Genomic DNA, 18,672 nt, shown 5'->3' on the forward strand with positions numbered 1-18,672 from the left:
GGTGTTACCCCATATGGATTTGTTCGGAATCGACTTTGGTGATGGCGTCGGCGGTAATAAAATTGTTCTGCGCGTGCAGGCGCAGGTAATCGTTGGCCTGCACGTCAAGCTGGCCGGCGCGCACCTGTTCGAGGGTTTCGGTGCGCCGCAGCAGTCGGTGACTGATTTGGGTGACGGTCTGCCACACGGATTCGCACTGGCGACCGACAAAGCGCGTGACGCCCAGCCATGCGCTGACGGAATCGCCGCTGTATTTCAGATCCTCAATATGGCAGTCCCCCTCCCGGGCCGTGATATTCAGCGTCTGGCTGCTCAGCGCCAGGTCGCCGCCGGCGGCAATATGCAGATCGCCCGCGACCTGCAGCGTGGCGGGTTGCGCGCTCTCCGCCCGCTCCAGGACCGCCAGCAGCCAAAGCTGACCGCCTGCGGTGGCGATCAGTACCCTGTCCTGGTATTCAGGGGCTATCAGGCAACTGGCGGCGCGGCGGCAGTGCCAGCCGCGCCCTGCAAATTCGACAATTGCGCTGGCGTCGTCCGGTAGATCAACGACACAGCCAACGGCCTGCTGTGGTGAATTCACGGGTAACGCGTGAGAGGCGGTCGCTGAGTTCATAAACGTTCCTTTTGATGATATCTGCGGTTACAGGCGATTCTGGCGGCGGGCATTCCATATTTCGGCGGCGAGCAATTCCGGGTCGTTTTCCAGCACCCCCTGGCGATCGGAGAAATGAGCGCCGTGCTGGTGACTGCGATGCAGCCGGGTGCGCATAAAATGCGCCTGGCGGAAATCGGCGTGGCTGATATCCGCCTGGGTGAAATCGCTGTACGCCAGTTCGCAGCCCTGGAAAACGGCGCTGCTGGCGCGCGCCTGCTGTAAAATCGCCTGTGACAGGTTGCTGTGGGAAAAGTCAGCGCCGTCAAGCCGGGCGGCGACAAACACCGCCTGGTCGAAACGCCCGTGGCGGCAGGCGGACCGGGATAAATCAGCGCCGATAAATAGCGCCTGACGGGCGTCTGCGCTATCAAACACGGCGCGCTGCAGCGATGCGCCTTTAAAGTTGCACTGAGTTAACCGCGCGCGGCTGAAATCCGTGTCGTCGAGCGGGTTGTCAGTAAACTGGCAACCGTGCAGGTGCTGGCCGGCGTAGCGTTTGCCGCGCTGATCGCATTCGAAGAACGTCGTCCTGTCGAAACTGGCGTCGCTGAAGTCCACCTGGCGCAGATCGAGGCGAAAAAAGGTGGTTAACCGCTGGGTTGTCGCCGCCATTTGCGCGGCGTTAAGCGTCAGGCTGACAAAGATGACGTGATGGAGCTCGCTATGGTTGAACAGAGCGTCATCCAGCGTTCCCTGCATAAACTGCACTTTGTCATGCTGAGCGTGGCTGAAATCGGCGCGCGTCAGGTCACACTGGTTGAAAGTACAGGAGGCCAGCGGGGTGCCGGGAAAGCGGCATTCGCGCATGTCGCAGAGGTTGAACGACGTTTGTCTGAGAGTGGCGTCGGCAAAGCGGGCGCCGGGTAACAGGCATTCATTGAATACCGCGCTGTGCAGATTAGCGGCGCTGAAGTCGGTAGCGCTGAAATCAATGTGGCTGAAAATAGCCCCGGAGAGGTCCAGCCCGGCCAGCGTCATGCCGGCGGCAGAGAAGTTTTGCAGCGTTTCGCCGCGCTTGATTTTTTGCTGTATTTCCTGCGCGCTGAGGTTCATATCCGCTGCTTATCCCTTTTCGGCAGTACTTTGCTGCGCGTGGTCCATGCGCCATCCAGCCTGGTCGTGGCGTCGATCAGCGATTGCGACAGATCGGTGCGAAACAGATTGGCGTGACGCAAATCCGCGCCGCTCAGGCGGCATTTCTGTAACAGGGCGCCAATCAGATTACTGTCATTCAACTGTGCGCCGCATAGATTGGTTCGGATAAACAGGCTGCCGGCGCCGTTCATCTTGCGCATATCGGCGCGCTGGCAGTCCGCTTCGCTCAAATCGCTGTTATCAAGCCTGGCCATCATAAAACAGGCGCCGGACAGCGCGACCTGGCGCAGATTGCAGTGGGTCAGGGTGGCGTGGCTGAAATCCGTCTTTTCCATGCAGGCGGGAACGGTGAAGGCACAGGCGTTGAGTTCGGCATGCTGAAAACCGGCCTCGGGCAACTGACTTTCCACCCATGAACAGCTTTCCAGTCGGCTATGGGCAAATCGCGCCCTGGTAAACCGGCAGCGGATAAAAGCGGCTTTACTCATCGCCGCATGGGTGAAGTCTGGTTCCGGCAACGTCAGCTCAAAAAACAGCGTATTAGTGATGCGCGCGTGGTGAAAACGACAGCGAATGATATCGGTGCGATACAGCATGAGCTCCTCCCAGCGTGACTGGTCGAAAATGCATTGCTCAAAGCGCGCCTCCTGCATTTGGGTTTTATGAAACACCGCGCCGGTGAAATCGCTGCCATGGCAGTTAGCCTGGGTCAGGCAGGCCTGTTCCAGGATGGCGTTATGCAGTGAGCTATCGACAACGTCGCATCTGGCCAGCATGGCGCGGGTAAAATCGGCGCCGTCCAACTGGCAGCCGCTCAGGTCGGCGCTTTCCAGCATGGCGGCGCAGAAATTGGCGTGGCGTAAATCAAGGCCCGACAAGTCGGCGCCGGTCAGATCGAGGCCGCTGAAATCTTTGTCGCTTTCCATGGTAGCCTGGACGCGGCGGCGAATGATTTGCGCCGTGTCCCCGGTCAGTTTCAGGGCTGGAGACTGGGTTTGCACTGACATCAGGTAGGTGTCATGAAGCGCGTTTTCTACCTGGGTTATCTGCTGTGCGGAAAGGCCGTGTGTCGCATGGGTGTGTAACATATCGCGCATGCGCTGGAAATTTTCCGGGCCACGAGGGGCCGGATGATCGCCGCCCGGATTGTCCGGATCGAGCCCCTGACTGCGCAGGCGCTCATGGGACTGCTGGCGAATCTGTTCCGCCTGCTGTTCCATACGCTCGACGAATTCCGGCAGTTCATCCAGCGACGGGACTTTATGCTGCATGGTGCCGGAAAAGGCGCTGCTGATATCCTGTTCCTCCGTGTGCTCAGGGCGATATTCATCGCGCAACTGTTGGGCGCGGGCTTTCAGGTTAGCGCTCAGCGGGTTCTCCTGAGCGACTACTTCCGTATCCAGCCAGGGTCCGATGGCGTTTTCCGGCAGCAGATCTTTTTCACGAAAAGCAAACAGCGCGCCGCGGCTTTTATCCAGACGCTGCTGCAGCACTTTACGATAGTGACTGGTCGAGCGTTGCGCGCCGGCTTGCTCCAGGGCGGGCAGAATATGCACTACATCGGCGCCGTCATCTTCATTGATGCGGGTAGCGCCGTGCCAGATCAGCAACATTTGTTCCCGGTGCGGGAAAAACCATACCGTCGTCAGCCGCAGGGGGATCTCTTCAAACAGCGTATCGTCGGCGCGCAGGCGGTTAATGAAACAGCGGGCGCGCCACGGCGGTAATATGCCGGACTGTACTGGAATAGTCGGGTGCATATTCCAGATGCGCCACGGCGCGCGCTCAGGCAGGGCATCAAGATTTTCCCACCACTGATCCTGAGGGGCGGCGTTGAACAGACGCCAGTCGATATCGTTGGCAAAACCGGGGAATTCATACTCCAGCCAGTGGCGATCGTATTTTTTGCCGATGCGCGTAAAGCGGGCAGGCCAGGTGAAATCCAGTGCTCCGAAGCCGGCCGGCGCCGGCTTTTGCTGTGGTCGGGTGATTTGCCCGGACAGCGGTTCGATATTCGGCAGCCGGTGAATGAGGATTCCGTCAATCAGTTCTGGCGCAGCGCCAGTGCCGTGGGGGTTGTCGGCATACTCAGGCCCGCCAAATGCCCGGCTCCAGTTTAGCGGCATCTGTTCGAAAGGCAGCGGTTGCGATGGCACATTATTAACCCAGTGGCGTTCACCAAATGCCAGCAGGGTTTTCTCTTTTTCCGCGACCTGAATTTTTACCGCACAGGCGGTTTTTTGCTGCTGATGGGCGGTATAGGCGAATCCGCTGGCGAGAAATTCCGCGCAGGCTTTGGGGATCGCCAGATCGACAACGCTATTACCGGGCTGTAGTTCCGATTCCACCAGTTGCCAGAGTTCGGTTTCCGGACGCAGGCGCGGCGCGCTGCTCATATCCGCCAGCCCCATCACGGCAACGCCAAGATGATTTTTTTGCTGCCAGCGCCAGGGGCGCTGCAGCAGGCTAAGACGCAGAGGCTTAATGATTTTCATCAGTTGTCCGGTTTAATAATTTATTTTTTCAGAAGAGATGACGGAACCCTGCATCATTTCTTTTTCTGGAGTGGAGAGGGAATGTCTATAATGATTTTTTGCGGATTATCGCTGAGATATTTTATTGGTACTGATTCACCGGGCTGATATTTAGCGGTATCCAGAACGGATATGACCGTTGGCGCTTTAGCAATAATTTTTTTTTGATCCTGAGTAACAAACCTGGCAGTTATTATCACATTGATAAAGGCACTGTTACCACCGGATTGGGCTGTGATATCGACAATAGTGGCAGTTTGCCGGGTACCTTTCTTTTTAATTTCTCCCGCATCTGTTTTCATCGTTTTGATAATCAAAAAAGTGAACAGAGAAAAGCCAAGAATCGCCATGGTGTATGCGAAATAGCGTGAAAAAGTGAATATCTCCATTATTATCTCTGCTATCTACAAAAACGCCCATAATGCTGCTGCATGAATACCCATCGCCAGATTGTCCCATTGAACGCCTGCAACTTTTATTTTCACACCGTTATCGAAGTGGAATTCGACAGGGTTGTTACTTATTTTAAAGCCAGTGATGCCAAGAGAAAAAGGGGTTACTGACATGCCCAGTGTATTATAACTAAACGACTCAATATACGTAAAGGTATTACTAAGCGGTCTGAAAGTGAAAGAATTACTCTTACTTTGATTAGTGAGATTCGGCGCTTCCATCATAATCGCCACATCACTCTTTATCGTGATTGCACTATCAGATGATATGGAAATATTACCCGTAGCATCCTGTGTCCATGAGCCAGTTACTGACTCCGTCAACTCCCCCACGATTTCTTCTGTCTTATTACCGGTAATATCTTCGGTAACATCACCGGTTATCGCAAGCGTTACGTCACCAGTCGTATTATTTATAACATCACCGGTAATCGTTTCCTCTATGTGACCGACGATTGTTCTGGTTATGTCACCATCATTATGCTGGGCTGTATTACCGGTAACGGTTTGAACGATATCCCCGATGGTTTCTTCGGTGATATTACCATTAAATGTACGGGAAATATCGTCGGTAATGTTTACTTCATCACCGCCGCTGGTAATGGTGAACTGCCGTCCGTCGGTAATTTCGACTTCCTGACGGCTGTTGAAGGTGTTTTTCTCCAGTCCGTCAACGGTGACCTCCCGCGACCCTTTGAAGTGAAACGACGCATCGCCATAGACGGTATCATGTTGCTCACCGCCAATCACCGTGGTGCGGGTACCGTCGATAGAGACGTTTTTATCACCCTCGACGGAGATATTCATCTGCTTTTCCGCGTGCATATCAAAGGATTCCTGACCCGGCGAATCCTCAAAGAACAGATAGCTGGCATTGTCCTGACTGCCGTTGGTGCTGCGTGACATAAATCCCATGCGGGTGGCGTCATTAGGTAGATCCCAGGGCGGCATGTTGTTCTCGTTATACACGCGGCCAGTCACCAGCGGGCGGTCCGGATCGCCGTTAATAAAATCTACCACCACTTCCTCGCCGACGCGTGGGATTTGCACACCGCCATATTTCCAGCCGGCCCACGAACTGGATACGCGTACCCAGCAGGAACTGGCGTCGCTGTCGCTGCTGTGGCGATCCCAGCGGAATTTGAGTTTTACCCGGCCATATTTATCGGTCCAGATCGGGTTACCTGGCGGCCCAACGACCTCTGCGGTTTGCGGACCGTGGGTTTTTGGCCACGGAGTCTGACGGCCAGGCCGCCACTGGACATCGCGCGGTATGACGGAAAAGCGCGTACGCTGTTCGGCGCGGTTGCTGTCGCCGCTGGCGTAATGGCCTTCGTAAAATTGGTAACTGGCGCTAACCGTCAGATATTCCCGGCAGTCGGCGATGCGCGGCGCTCTGGTCAGGAGAAAGCTGTGTCCTGGCGCCAGTCCCAGCGCGGAAGCCTCTCCCTGCATAGTTTCATGTTGCGACTCAAATTCCTGCTGGCGGACCTGAACATAAAACTGGCTATGTTCGCGATCGGTAAAACGTCCGGGCCAGTCAAAGATCTCGGCTTTATCGGCAGCGCAGGAGAGCGGATTATGGCGGGTTTCCAGCAAATGGGCGCGCGGCTTACGGAAATCGTAGTCGTCGAGGCTGTACATCGCGGGCGTGATAGCGTCCGAGACGCTCCAGTCGTGAATACTTTCGGTGTTCTGATGGTTGCCGGACTCCGCGGTCTTCCAGGGGATTGTCTCATACCCGGCGAGGGGCTCATGCGAATCCGGGGAATCAGCCAGAATCAGAGTGTGGCTACCCATTTCATGATGGAAATAGTAGTAAATCCCCTCATGTTCCATAAGGCGGCTGATAAAGTCGAAATCGCTCTCCTGATATTGTACGCAGTAACCCCATTCGCGATATTTACTGATTAACCGATTTTCAAACTTTATTTGATAACCTGCCAGCACGCTGGCGATAATATCGGGAACTGACTTTTCCTGCCAGATACGGAAATCCCGATTCTGGGTTAAATACCATAACCCGGGTCGCACGCAGGCACGATAAAGGTAATAGCGCTCACTATTTATTTCCCGACCAGCCAGCGTCATGCGGGTGATATAGCCGTTGAGATATCTGGCGATATGCGGTTGCGGCCGTAATTCGACGGTGAGCGGCTTGCCTAATAACTCGCGCAGATTGATGTCATTACGTGTGCTGAGCAACTCAATATGAAATTCAAATAGCCCGGAAAGGGTTTCATTACCCGTCAGGGATTTGAATAGCAGCGTATCCAAATCCAGCGGGGTATGTGCCACAATCACTCTGTCCATTGAACGTCCTTATATTCAGACATAGCTACCGCACGGCCCTGACATCAGTGCCAGCTCCAACGATTTACATTTTTCGGCAACATACAAGGATTTGTTTTTTATGACAATACTGCTATTGAATCGATAAGGGAAAGAGATCTCGCGACATTATATTTTGTCGATGCGTGGAATGTTTTGGTGATGGTTCTGTATTTTTTAATATTCCAGATAATCGGACTTTTCAACGGCGTGAATATAAAGTCTTATTGACCAGGATAATTCCCTGGTAAATTACAATATTAAGATTTATCCCGCTGTGATATTGGCTATTTAGCACGAAATAACCAGTTTTGAGTGCGGATGGTGTAATTGAAGGGCCCTGTTTTTGTGAAGTTGATCGGACCTGACACCTGCAGGAATAAGGACTAATGTTGACCAGGCGGTAATTAGTTACGCCATATTTTCACCTGGTAGTGGCGGTGTGTAAAATAGTGTTCCGCATTAAGCTTAAGTGTCATCTGGTTGCGCTATCTTGCGTCGTAATAAATATGTTTTTTCGAATGCGTGATCGATTTTATTGCGATGCGGCGTGCCCATGTTGCACATGGACTCAGGATAAATTATGCCGCTGACTTGCCTGCAACGCTTCAAATATCTGTCCGATGAAACTCGTCCGGGTATCATTCTGCTGTTCAGGGAGATGGGGGTGCTGTGCGTTTGCGATCTGTGTAGTGCGCTGGAATAATCGTAGCCGAGGATTTCCTGCTATCACATATGAAATCTCATATATAAAGTGTTGAGGATATGAACATTAACGGTGTTTGACCCGGCGCTGTGGTTCTGATGTCGATCAGGCGCTGGTGGATTTCGCGGCGGACGTACAACAGTGGCTGAAGCAACGGGGTGTTCAGGTTGAGTGTTTTAATCTGCTCCGGCAGCTAATAAATTTTGCCTGTAACGAGAAAGCCAAAACGTTTCCTGAGGTGTCCGGGGTCGACGGATTGCATTTACTGCTGTTGGACGGTGAAACGGTGATGGCAGGACGTTATCCGAAACGCGCAGAGCTGGCGTGCTGGTTCGCTATCCCCCCGCTGGAGAACGTCGGGCTGGCTACGATGTTCTGCCACTCTGTAATGAGATACTGATATGAGCAACATGACCATTTATCACATCCGGCCTGCGGTACGTCGCGCAATACGCTGGTCAACCATCAAATCCATATCGATTGATGTTATGAGTTCCCCCGGAGTTCCCGGGGGAACGCGCCGGGACGTTTAGCTATCTGCCAGAGTACAACATATTTTGCGGCATTTACTCTGAGCAAATGAAAAGTGGTTTTGATCCCATGGACACCAGTAGATCTTCAGATGGCAGCTGGGAAATTTTGATGGTTTCATCAAGTTCAGTATTTAATAAAATATAAGGTAAGGCGAGATTGTTAAAAGTGTTATCATCCCATGCTCTCCGGGTGCCGAGAACATGTAAGGTGAGATCTGTATCCCGGTAGTGCGTGGCGTCATATTTAAAGAGTACTATTCTGTTCAGAATGGAGCGATCGTTTTTTATAATGACTTCGCCATTTATTTTTACATATCCACGACCATGACCATCCAGTAAAATAGTATAGTTGGCGAAGGTGTAGGGCGTGTCCTGATTATTACTGGGGCTGATTATAGTGGCGTTGCAAACAAATCTAAGATACTTTCCTGTACCGGAATACACAACGAAGGTTGTCGCCAGCATTAACAGGGAAGTTAGTGTAATAATCATGATTTTATTCATCTGATATCACCATTGATTAAATTGATAAGATTTGCAGTTGTTTTGGTATTGACCATTTTCGATACACCGTGAGAGCATGGCGTTTATCGGTGTATTACCTGTTTTGCTGTAATTAAAAGCAATGTAAATACTTACATCTTTAGTACAGGAAATGTTTTCGTTATTAATTATTTTCTTCGCTATTTGAGTGTTGTTTGCAATATCTTTCTGATCTTCACTGGAGGAAAGGTAATAAACGGGGCAGCTATTATATGTAAAAAGAGGCGTAATATGTTGAGGTGTGATAATACTTTCATCGTTTAATCTATCTGCTACGATAAACAGGGTGATGAGTACTGTAATAGCAAAAGTTAATATGATAATTGATTTTTTATAATGCATTGTTGTTGACGGACGTCTTTTTTTCTGAGTAAAGGTTTTAATTGTATCCTCCTGGTCAATGGAGGATACAGTAACATCGCTTGATAAGGTATAACCTGTGCGAGGTACAGTGGTAATAATCATCATGTCAGGTAAATAGTGATTGAGAATTTTTCTCAGGTGACTCATATACTGAACAAGAGTATTTGTTGAGCCCTCCATCCCGTTGGCCTCCCAGACCAACGCGATGAATCCTTCTTTAGTTATAATCTCACCCTGTTGCTCAATAAGTACCCGAAATATTCTGTTGACGATGGGGGTCAACAGCATTCCATGGTTATCATCTTCAGAGACATGTCGAACCAGGCCATCTGTAGTTCGATAGTATAATGTTTCATTTAGTATGTAGATCATTGATACCTCCTGATTCAATCTTCAATCGAGTGCTATACAAATAGCATCGAAAAACTCATTGAAATATATATATTTATATCATCTGACAATTTTAAGTATTATACATCCTGTGGTGTAAAATAATTTAAATTTATATTTGCTCAGCATAAAATCCTATAATTATAAATTTGATGATATATGATTGAGTTTTCATGGTTTTTTTTGTGGAATGTTCACTCTGCATGAAGCCCCTGTAAAGGGTGGCTAATACCCTGTGTAAAATAAGGGGGATGCAGTTGAAATGCAAATGAATATTTATTTACGAAATGATTTTCTTACGTTCCCGGGTACGTAAGAAAGTGGCATTGAGTATTTTTACCAGTTGAAATGCTGGTGGTTTAATCTATTTAAATTAAATGGAGCTTGTTATGAATGTCAGTAAGCGTGTTTTTTTATCGGCTATGCTTTCATCACTATTAGTGTCAGGGAGTGTGTTGGCCGTTGACTCAGGAGTTATCAGCTTTAGTGGTACTATTACCGATACAACCTGTGAGGTGAATATTGGCGGTACTGGTACCGATGCAGCTGTGGTATTACCCGCCGTTTCTGCGGAATCCTTAAAAGGGGCGACAAAAACCAATGGTAAGACTCGTTTTACGCTGTCGCTGAGTGGCTGCTCAACAGGGTTAAGTAGTGCAAAAGCCTTTTTCGCAGCCGGGACTTCTGTTGATGACGCGACCGGCCGTCTGAAGAATATGGATACCACGGATTCCGGCGCTGGAAATATCAGCCTGCAACTGCGTGATGGTCAGAATGACAGTGTTATTGTCGCAGGCGATCAATCACAAATTAACTCTACTGCAGGATATGTAGATGTAACCTCCGCAAGCGCCACTCTTCCTTATTTTGTTGAATATTATTCTGAGGGCGTGGTCACTCCAGGTACGGTGACATCTCAGGTTACTTATAACCTTATTTATAAATAAAAATAACTGGGGAGAGATATACTCCCCCTTTATCTCAGAAGGGCCGTATGAGTAACAGATATATCACGACAAGTTTTGGCTTTTTCGCTTTTATCATTACTGTATTAATATCTTTTCCTTCTCTGGCGAGTGTTGTGATTAATGGCACTCGGGTGGTTTACTCTTCTGATGCCAGTGAAGTGACAGTACAGGTAACGAATAATGGAAAGCGAGCCGTATTATTACAAAGTTGGCTGGACACCGGTGATGAAAAAGCGACACCGGATAAGATTGTCGTTCCTTTTGTTTTGATTCCGCCCGTTAATCGCGTTGACGCAGGTAAAACGCAGACGCTGAGAATTAGTGCCAAAAGCACGTCAGGGCTGCGTCAGGACCGCGAATCTCTGTTCTGGCTGAATGTGCTGGAAATTCCCGGCCGTCCGGATAAAGCCGCCATGCCAGATAACTACCTACAACTGGCGATTCGTTCCCGGATTAAGTTCTTTTATCGTCCGATAATCCTGAAAGGAGCTGCCAGCCAGGCACCTGAGCAGGCGGTTTGGTCTGACAGCGGGAGTGGTTTGAAAGTCGTTAATTCCACACCTTATTACCTCTCTTTGACGACAGTGACATTCAATGGAAAAACCATGGATATCGACATGGTACCACCTGAGGACAGTCGTACTTTTAATCATATCAAAGTAACGCGTGGCAAAAATATAAAAGTGGCATGGATTGACGATTATGGCGCAATCCGCACACAGGATTTTACAGTGAAATAAAAATATTTCAGATATTCATTCCATCTGTATATACCCGGTCATACTGAAGAGTAGAGGATTACATGCAGGGAATCACCTTACCAGGAAAGCTTGCGCGACTGTGCTGCCGCTTGATTATGTCGGCATTGACTTTTACTGTCCAGGCGGAAGAGGCTTCTGTTATCGAATTTGATCCCTCATTTCTGATATTAGGTAAGGATGCTGTATCCGATTTGGCACGCTTTTCTCACGGCGGGAGTGCAACTCCGGGCATCCATCGTACCCGGTTGTTTTTCAATAATCAGTTATATCTGAACCAGGAAATTGCGTTTGTTACTCAGACGGATAAAAGCGTGGTGCCTTGCCTGACCCCTTCTTTGTTGATTCAACTGCCTATTGACCACACGAGACTTGCGGAGGATACCTTTGCCAGGCAAGCCAATCATTGTATCGATCTTCCTGCTGTTATTCCCGGCGCCTCGGTGACGTTTGATAGTAACGGACAGGTCCTGAATATTGAAGTTCCTCAGATTTATGAGAGCCGGACTGCGCGTGCTTCGGTACCTCCATCTCTTTGGGATGACGGAATTCCTGCCGCATTGTTGGGTTACAATTTGAATGCTTATAGCAGTGAAAGCCGTGATGATAATTACAGCAATATGTATGCCGGAATTAATGGCGGTATCAACCTCGGTCGCTGGTATCTGCGCCATAATGGCACCTGGAACTGGAATAATCGATCCGGTGGTCGCTACCAGACGCTGAATACCTACGCCCAGCATGATATCCCGGTTATTAAAGGGCGAGTTTCTATTGGGCAAGTTAATACCTCCGGTCAGTTATTCGATACGTTGCCGTTTAACGGGATAAAACTGGAAAGCGACGAACGTATGGAACCATTGTCGCGACGCGGATATGCGCCGGAAATTCACGGAATTGCCCGAACTAATGCCCGGGTTACTGTATATCAAAAAGGCAATTTGATTTATGACACTGTGGTTAGCCCTGGCGCTTTTGTTATTGACGATCTCTACCCAACAGGGTATGGCGGCGATCTTGAGGTTATGGTGCATGAGGCGGATGGTAGCGAACAATATTTTCAGGTGCCTTATGCATCGGTAACGCCTCTGGTACGGCCAGGAATGGCGCGTTACGAGTTTTCGGTAGGCAAGCTCAATAATCGCTATTTGCACAATAACCCACTGCTGTGGCAGGGCTCCAGACAGTACGGCGTCAATAATTTGCTTACGATATATGGTGGTGTGCAGGGCGGAGATAATTATTATGCGGGTCAGGGGGGCGGGGCGGTAGCCATGCCGTTTGGCGCAGTCAGTGCGGATATCACGCATGCCCGTTCTAATCTGGGTAATATTGATACTGGGGAAGATAAGCGAAGGGGTGAAAGTTATCGCATCAGTTATAGCAAATATATTGCTGAAACACGCAGTCAATTCGCTCTTGCAGCCTACCGGTTTTCAACCAATGGATACATGGATTATCTGACCGTTATGCAGACCCGGGATCGGGTTTATAAAGGCTATGACCGGGATATTATCCGGCGTAACAAAAGCCGTTATACATTAACGGTGACTCAGGGATTACCCGACAATTGGGGACAGTTTTATCTGAGTTCTTCAATTCAGAATTACTGGAATGCCAGCGGGAATGACAAACAGTACCAGGTGGGTTACAGCAATAGCTGGAAACGTCTTAGTTATGGGGTGAATGGCGGCAGGACCTGGAACGCTTATGGACATTCGCAGGATACTGTTTCTCTGAACTTTAGCCTTCCGTTGGGAGCATCCTATAACTCACCGATCGGGCAGTTCAGCTACGACAGGAGCAGCAATGGGCGTCATAACCAGCGGGCAGGTTTGAGTGGCTCAGCAGGGGAAGATAGCTCGTTCAACTACGGCCTCTCGGCGACAACTGACAATCAGGGAGCGGCTAACAGCGGCGCAGTTAATGCGCAGTATCGTTCACCGGTAACCTCAGTAAATGCGGCATACAGCACCGGGCGTCACTACCGGAGCGTTTCCGGAGGTGTGAGCGGGACTGTGATTGGCCACAGCGCTGGCGTGACACTTTCGCCGTGGCAGGGGGAAACCTTTGCTCTGGTAGAGGCCAAAGGCGCGGAAGGGGCAAAAGTGAGTGGCTATAGTGGTGTGTATATTGATAGCCAGGGTTATGCGCTGGTGCCTTATCTCAATCCCTATCAGTTGAATGACATCCGGATAGATTTGAAAGGCACTGCTGGTGGTGTGGAACTGGACACGACCTCGCAAAAGGTTGCGCCACTCGATGGCGCGGTAGTGAAAGTAAATTATATCACCCGTCATGGATGGCCGGCACTGATCACCATTACGGGGAGAGAAACGCCACTACCGTTTGGAGCTGAAGTTCGTAACACAGAAGGGCAAGTGGTGGGTTATGTCGGACAAGGAGGGCAAATTTATGCCCGGCTTGAACGTGATAGCGGCACACTAATCGTTAATAATGGTGCTGATCCGCAACAAACATGTCAATTTAATTATCGACTGAAAAATGAACATTTAAACAAAACAGCTTTACTGGAAGAGATTATTACTGGTTGTAATCCTCCAGTGGTAAGAGGATAAATAATGTTTAAAATAACCCAAAATAATTTGTCTGGATTACTCTTATTGGGTTTTATTTTATTAATCAGAGCGCCGTTTTCTTATGCTGCCTGCCAGACGATGAGTGTTGCTCCGAATAGTACATATCCGATTCCATTCAACTCTATATCACCTAATATGGAGACGGGTAATGTATTGATGACCGTAGGGTTTTATGCGCCATCAGCGCGCTTTACATGTGATTCGGCACCGGGATATCTTGTGTTGAAGGTTAAAAGTACGTTAGGGAAAACAGGAACCTATTTAGGCAAGAGTCCGATATATAAAACATCGATAGATGGACTTGGTGCTTATTTTTCACAAATGCTTGATGGTATCCGTATATCCGAAAATGATACCGCGGCGGCAGTTGTCTCACTGGTTCAACTTAATATAGTGAAAATGAAAAGTGATACAATAAGTGGGGTGCTTGATGCATCAACTCTGCCAACGATTGATATTTATGGTACCGAATCAAGTAGTGGCACATCTAATAGCGGCTCTGTTACGCTGGGGTCAGTGGCTTTTACGGGTAATGTTTCCTATGTTGTTCCCACGTGTATGGCGGAAGAAAAAAAAGTTTGGCTGGGTGAACATAATGTGAATTATTTTACTGATTCAGAGACAACTGACTGGGAGGATGCGAGTATTACGATGATTTGCGATCGTGCATTCTCCAATGCTTATAACTATAGCTTTACCAGTTTTAGTGGGATATTAAGCCAAACGATAAGGCCTGAAAACTACTATTCAGTTACTCTGCAGGCAGTAAATGATTTCATCAATAGTTCCCGTGGGATTATGGCTATAGATAGCAATGGTGCTACAGGTATCGGTATCCAGATATCCAGAACGCGGTCTGAACAAAAATGGACATCATTTACCTGGACTGATCTGAATGTTGAGGGGGCTAATACAATTAAAATACCACTTTATGCTCGCTATATTAAAACGGCCGATAAAGTGACGATGGGGCAGGCTAATAGCAAACTTATTTATACTGTTCAATATAAATAATTTATTAGCAATATGGCGTGTCCCTGAACCCGTAGACAAATCTGCCCTACAATTAGAGTATAGAAAGAGATATCCGCCACCTCTTTTGCCAGAACAATCCAGCCAATATGGGTTAAACAAGTACGGTATCAGATATTGTGGGCAGAGGAGAGGCTTGCTGAATATCGCGTGAATGCTGGCTACCCGGTAGGGCGAGAGGACAATAAAAAAATCCACGCAATAGCGTGGATTTTAGTGTTGCTTACCATCATGGCATCCGGATGACCCTGACCCAAAATCCTATGCTTTAAATAAATTTTGAGCTTGATAAGTTTTTGATGTTATGCTATAGCAAGGAGATATTTATAGGTCTGGAGGTAATTTATATGAAGCCAAAAGAAATACTTTGCCAATGGGTTGACGCATTTAATAATGCAGATGTGGAAATTATTTCAGAATTATATGATGATAATGCAATAAACCATCAGGTAGCCAATGAGCCAGTTATTGGGAAAGAGGCTATAAAGAAAATGTTTGAACAGGATTTTACTATTCCAGAAATGGTTTGTATCGTTGAAAACATTTTCGAAGATGGACAATGGGCAATTTTAGAGTGGCGTTCCCCATTAGGTTTGAGAGGTTGCGGTTTTTTTCAAATAGTAAATAATAAAATTATATTTCAAAGAGGCTATTGGGATAAGCTATCTTTCTTAAAACAGCACAATTTGCCTATTGAATAAAATGCATATATCATTATATGAATAGGTTGCAAATTTCTTAAAGTGTGCATTAAGGGAAGCATAATAACTTCCCTTAAAAATTATTTATAATATCAGTGCTGTATTAAAATATAGCCTATTCAATTAGAAGTTAAGTGTTAAATACTTTTGAAATATTGTTCTGAATGCTTTTTATATAAATTAATCACTGAGTTAGTATCCGCACCATTTTTATTAGTTCTAATGTTAAGGCAATTAGTACGGATATCTTTAACGATGATAACCTCATGGCTTTGTAGGGTATTGTCACGAGGAGCAAGATCCATGGTACCGAAACCAATCTGTGGAATCTTTACACCATCGTTTAATTTGATTTCTGGAATGTCTGATAACTGTGCAAGGCAAGTGGGAGGCGTCACCGGTGTCGCCGTTTTTGGTTTTATCCTGAGCACGGGGGGCGATGACATGACTCAGGATTTTGGGTCAGGGTCACTATAAGTGCGGGCGATTACTTAAACCCATACTGATGTTGAATAAATAGTCTGGAGGTCCGTTTTTCGCTCATAGCTGCCGGTCTATTTATCAGTGTTCGGTTGGTTAGCCGCTAAATTCCGATAGCGGGGAAGACTACGCGCTCCAGCATATTGAGACGTACTTTGGTTATTTCAGCCCAATCCTTCATCTGTAGCCACTTTCTTGCGATGACCTCAAAAGTATTGGCGGCTTCATTAGTTTTGCGAATCTTATCGAGCTGACGTGCCTGAGCTGGGTTGATGCCTTCACTGACTAGCTTGCGAGGCTGCTTACATTTCTCACGCGCTTCAACCCGTTTCACAAGCGGATACTCACCCGGAGCAAACATGCTGGACTTGCCATTGATTTTGAAACGATAGCGCCACGCTTTCTTGCCGTTGGGCTTAACTTCCAGATAAAGGCCGTCAGTATCATTGAGTCGATAAAGCTTTTCTTTAGGTTTTGCTGTACGGCACTGGGTGTCTGTGAGTATAACGTTGTCCCTGTATAATTATTATAACGTTATTGTACTCACCCTGAGATAAGACAAAAGTATTTTATACTCACTCCTGTACTCATTTTTGACTGAGCTGTAGGGAGATAAATTGAGGCGTCATGAAAATAAAAATCCATGCAATTGCATGGATTTTATGGGGTTTTGTGATTCTCGCGAGATCTAATGAAACCTCATGAGGCAACAGATTTTATTTAGACGTTGAACAGGAAGTTCATTACATCACCGTCTTTAACGATGTAATCTTTCCCTTCGGCGCGCATTTTACCGGCCTCTTTGGCGCCTTGCTCGCCCTTATAAGTGATAAAATCCTCATAGGCGATGGTCTGGGCGCGGATAAAGCCTTTCTCAAAGTCGGTATGAATTTTGCCGGCTGCCTGCGGGGCAGTGGCGCCGACCGGAATGGTCCAGGCGCGCACTTCTTTTACACCCGCAGTGAAGTAGGTTTGCAGGTTCAGCAGTTCGTAACCTGCGCGGATCACGCGGTTCAGACCCGGCTCTTCCAGCCCCAGCTCCTGCATAAACTCGTCGCGCTCTTCGTCGTCCAGTTCGGCGATATCAGATTCCACGGAGGCGCACACCGGCACCACGACGGAACCTTCACTGGCGGCGATTTCACGCACCTGATCCAGATACGGGTTATTTTCAAAACCGTCTTCATTAACGTTGGCGATATACATGGTCGGCTTCAGGGTCAGGAAGCTCAGGTATTTCACCAGATCTTTCTCTTCTTTGCTCAGGTCCAGCGCACGCAGCATACCGGCATTTTCCAGTTGCGGCAGGCACTTCTCCAGCACCGCCAGCTCGGCTTTAGCGTCTTTATCGCCGCCTTTGGCTTTTTTCTGCACCCGGTGAATGGCGCGCTCGCAGGTATCAAGGTCCGCCAGTGCCAGCTCGGTATTGATCACGTCAATATCTTCCGCCGGATTCACTTTACCCGCTACGTGGATGATATTGTCGTTTTCAAAGCAGCGCACCACGTGGCCAATGGCCTCCGTCTCACGAATATTCATCAGGAACTGGTTGCCCAGACCTTCACCTTTGGAAGCGCCTTTCACCAGTCCGGCGATATCGACAAACTCCATGGTAGTCGGCAGAATGCGCTGCGGCTTAACAATCTCGGCAAGTTTATCGAGACGCGGATCCGGCATCGGGACGACCCCGGTATTCGGCTCAATGGTACAGAATGGGAAGTTCGCCGCCTCAATCCCCGCTTTGGTCAGCGCATTGAACAGAGTGGATTTACCGACGTTCGGCAAGCCGACGATACCGCATTTGAATCCCATGGTTTAAATCACCTTAATTACTTGATAATCATTGGGTTACATTGCAACCCGTGATGAAAAGAGACAATAACCGGCATTATACACGCAAATGGCTGGTTCCGGATGGTTAATTCAGCCGCGGGCTACTGCGCTTTGAAGGCATGCAGCCGATTGGTGGCCCTGGTTAATCCTTCTTTCAGCCATACTTCGGTACAGCGGGCGGCCTCATCAATAGCCTCGTCAATCAGCTTTTGCTCGCTGGCAGGAGGGCGGCCAAGGACAAAGCCAACCACCTTATTTTTGTCCCCGGGATGGCCAATACCGACCCGCAGACGATGAAATCCCGGGTTATTGCCCAGTTTATTGATGATGTCTTTCAGGCCATTGTGGCCGCCGTGGCCGCCGCCGAGTTTAAACTTTGCTACTCCCGGGGGCAGATCCAACTCATCGTGGGCTACCAGAATCTCTTGCGGCTCAATACGGTAAAAGGTCGCCAGCGCGCTAACAGCTTTACCGCTGAGATTCATAAACGTAGTGGGAACCAACAGGCGAACATCTTCACCGCCCAGGGTAATTCGCGAAGTATAGCCGAAGAATTTTGCTTCCTCTTTTAGTGGCTGACGGGCGCGTTCGGCCAGTAAATCCACATACCAGGCTCCGGCGTTATGGCGCGTGGCGGCATATTCTGCGCCCGGGTTCGCCAGGCCGACAATGAGTTTAATGGTCACGGGACTATCCTG

Annotated in this window: 16 protein-coding genes and 2 pseudogenes; 7 read left to right on the plus strand and 11 right to left on the minus strand. The window is 48.7% G+C overall.

The features are described 5' to 3' along the window. Positions 1-4: 4 nt before the first annotated feature. From AQ981_RS17215 to AQ981_RS17235, 5 genes are read right to left on the minus strand one after another with little or no spacing between them, the layout of a single operon-like run. Complete coding sequence (locus AQ981_RS17215) at positions 5-613, minus strand: DUF3540 domain-containing protein (protein WP_058912974.1); 609 nt, start codon at positions 611-613, stop codon at positions 5-7. 27 nt (positions 614-640) lie between these two features. After that, on the minus strand, positions 641-1,708 hold the full coding sequence (locus AQ981_RS17220) for a pentapeptide repeat-containing protein (RefSeq protein ID WP_058912975.1): 1,068 nt from the start codon (positions 1,706-1,708) through the stop codon (positions 641-643). Next, positions 1,705-4,245, minus strand: a complete 2,541-nt coding sequence (locus AQ981_RS17225; protein WP_058912976.1) for a DUF2169 family type VI secretion system accessory protein — start codon at positions 4,243-4,245, stop codon at positions 1,705-1,707. The genes AQ981_RS17220 and AQ981_RS17225 overlap by 4 nt, the downstream gene beginning before the upstream one ends. A gap of 53 nt (positions 4,246-4,298) precedes the next feature. Beyond that, positions 4,299-4,673: a DUF3592 domain-containing protein gene (locus AQ981_RS17230; protein WP_058912977.1), complete on the minus strand. Its 375-nt coding sequence runs from the start codon at positions 4,671-4,673 to the stop codon at positions 4,299-4,301. A 15-nt stretch (positions 4,674-4,688) separates the two neighbouring features. Continuing rightward, complete coding sequence (locus AQ981_RS17235; RefSeq protein WP_058912978.1) at positions 4,689-7,049, minus strand: type VI secretion system Vgr family protein; 2,361 nt, start codon at positions 7,047-7,049, stop codon at positions 4,689-4,691. A gap of 601 nt (positions 7,050-7,650) precedes the next feature. Here AQ981_RS17235 and AQ981_RS17240 point away from each other — a divergent pair. Continuing rightward, positions 7,651-7,770 (plus strand): annotated as a pseudogene (locus AQ981_RS17240) (transcriptional regulator); the annotation flags it as partial. A gap of 79 nt (positions 7,771-7,849) precedes the next feature. Continuing rightward, on the plus strand, positions 7,850-8,173 hold the full coding sequence (locus AQ981_RS17245; RefSeq protein WP_420809769.1) for an arsenic metallochaperone ArsD family protein: 324 nt from the start codon (positions 7,850-7,852) through the stop codon (positions 8,171-8,173). A gap of 166 nt (positions 8,174-8,339) precedes the next feature. On the opposite strand, the gene AQ981_RS17250 is transcribed toward AQ981_RS17245, so the two are convergent. Beyond that, positions 8,340-8,810: a hypothetical protein gene (locus AQ981_RS17250; RefSeq protein ID WP_058912979.1), complete on the minus strand. Its 471-nt coding sequence runs from the start codon at positions 8,808-8,810 to the stop codon at positions 8,340-8,342. Between the two features lie 6 nt (positions 8,811-8,816). After that, positions 8,817-9,584, minus strand: coding sequence for a winged helix-turn-helix domain-containing protein (locus AQ981_RS17255; RefSeq protein ID WP_058912980.1), 768 nt, complete (start codon positions 9,582-9,584; stop codon positions 8,817-8,819). Between the two features lie 407 nt (positions 9,585-9,991). On the opposite strand from AQ981_RS17255, the gene AQ981_RS17260 reads away from it, so the two are divergent. From AQ981_RS17260 to AQ981_RS17280, 5 genes are all read left to right on the plus strand, one after another. Further along, on the plus strand, positions 9,992-10,549 hold the full coding sequence (locus AQ981_RS17260) for a fimbrial protein (RefSeq protein ID WP_058912981.1): 558 nt from the start codon (positions 9,992-9,994) through the stop codon (positions 10,547-10,549). A gap of 47 nt (positions 10,550-10,596) precedes the next feature. Next, the gene (locus AQ981_RS17265) at positions 10,597-11,310 is read left to right on the plus strand and encodes a fimbrial biogenesis chaperone (protein WP_058912982.1); all 714 of its coding nucleotides are present in this window, start codon (positions 10,597-10,599) and stop codon (positions 11,308-11,310) included. A gap of 62 nt (positions 11,311-11,372) precedes the next feature. Next, positions 11,373-13,907 (plus strand): fimbria/pilus outer membrane usher protein, encoded by a 2,535-nt coding sequence (locus tag AQ981_RS17270; protein WP_058912983.1) that lies wholly within the window; start codon positions 11,373-11,375, stop codon positions 13,905-13,907. A 3-nt stretch (positions 13,908-13,910) separates the two neighbouring features. Further along, positions 13,911-14,942 carry a fimbrial protein gene (locus AQ981_RS17275; protein ID WP_058912984.1) on the plus strand — a complete coding sequence of 344 codons (1,032 nt, stop codon included), beginning with the start codon at positions 13,911-13,913 and terminating at the stop codon, positions 14,940-14,942. A 365-nt stretch (positions 14,943-15,307) separates the two neighbouring features. Further along, positions 15,308-15,661 (plus strand): nuclear transport factor 2 family protein, encoded by a 354-nt coding sequence (locus AQ981_RS17280; protein ID WP_058912985.1) that lies wholly within the window; start codon positions 15,308-15,310, stop codon positions 15,659-15,661. Between the two features lie 137 nt (positions 15,662-15,798). On the opposite strand, the gene AQ981_RS27705 is transcribed toward AQ981_RS17280, so the two are convergent. From AQ981_RS27705 to pth, 4 genes and pseudogenes are all read right to left on the minus strand, one after another. Next, on the minus strand, positions 15,799-16,059 hold the full coding sequence (locus tag AQ981_RS27705; RefSeq protein WP_154675950.1) for a hypothetical protein: 261 nt from the start codon (positions 16,057-16,059) through the stop codon (positions 15,799-15,801). Between the two features lie 191 nt (positions 16,060-16,250). After that, positions 16,251-16,646: pseudogene (locus tag AQ981_RS26235) on the minus strand (tyrosine-type recombinase/integrase); the annotation flags it as partial. 215 nt (positions 16,647-16,861) lie between these two features. Then, positions 16,862-17,953 (minus strand): redox-regulated ATPase YchF, encoded by a 1,092-nt coding sequence (ychF, locus tag AQ981_RS17290; protein ID WP_058912987.1) that lies wholly within the window; start codon positions 17,951-17,953, stop codon positions 16,862-16,864. A 122-nt stretch (positions 17,954-18,075) separates the two neighbouring features. Further along, positions 18,076-18,660, minus strand: a complete 585-nt coding sequence (pth, locus tag AQ981_RS17295; protein WP_058912988.1) for an aminoacyl-tRNA hydrolase — start codon at positions 18,658-18,660, stop codon at positions 18,076-18,078. Positions 18,661-18,672: the final 12 nt, after the last annotated feature.

This window comes from Entomohabitans teleogrylli, assembly GCF_001484765.1.
Lineage (GTDB): Bacteria > Pseudomonadota > Gammaproteobacteria > Enterobacterales > Enterobacteriaceae > Entomohabitans > Entomohabitans teleogrylli.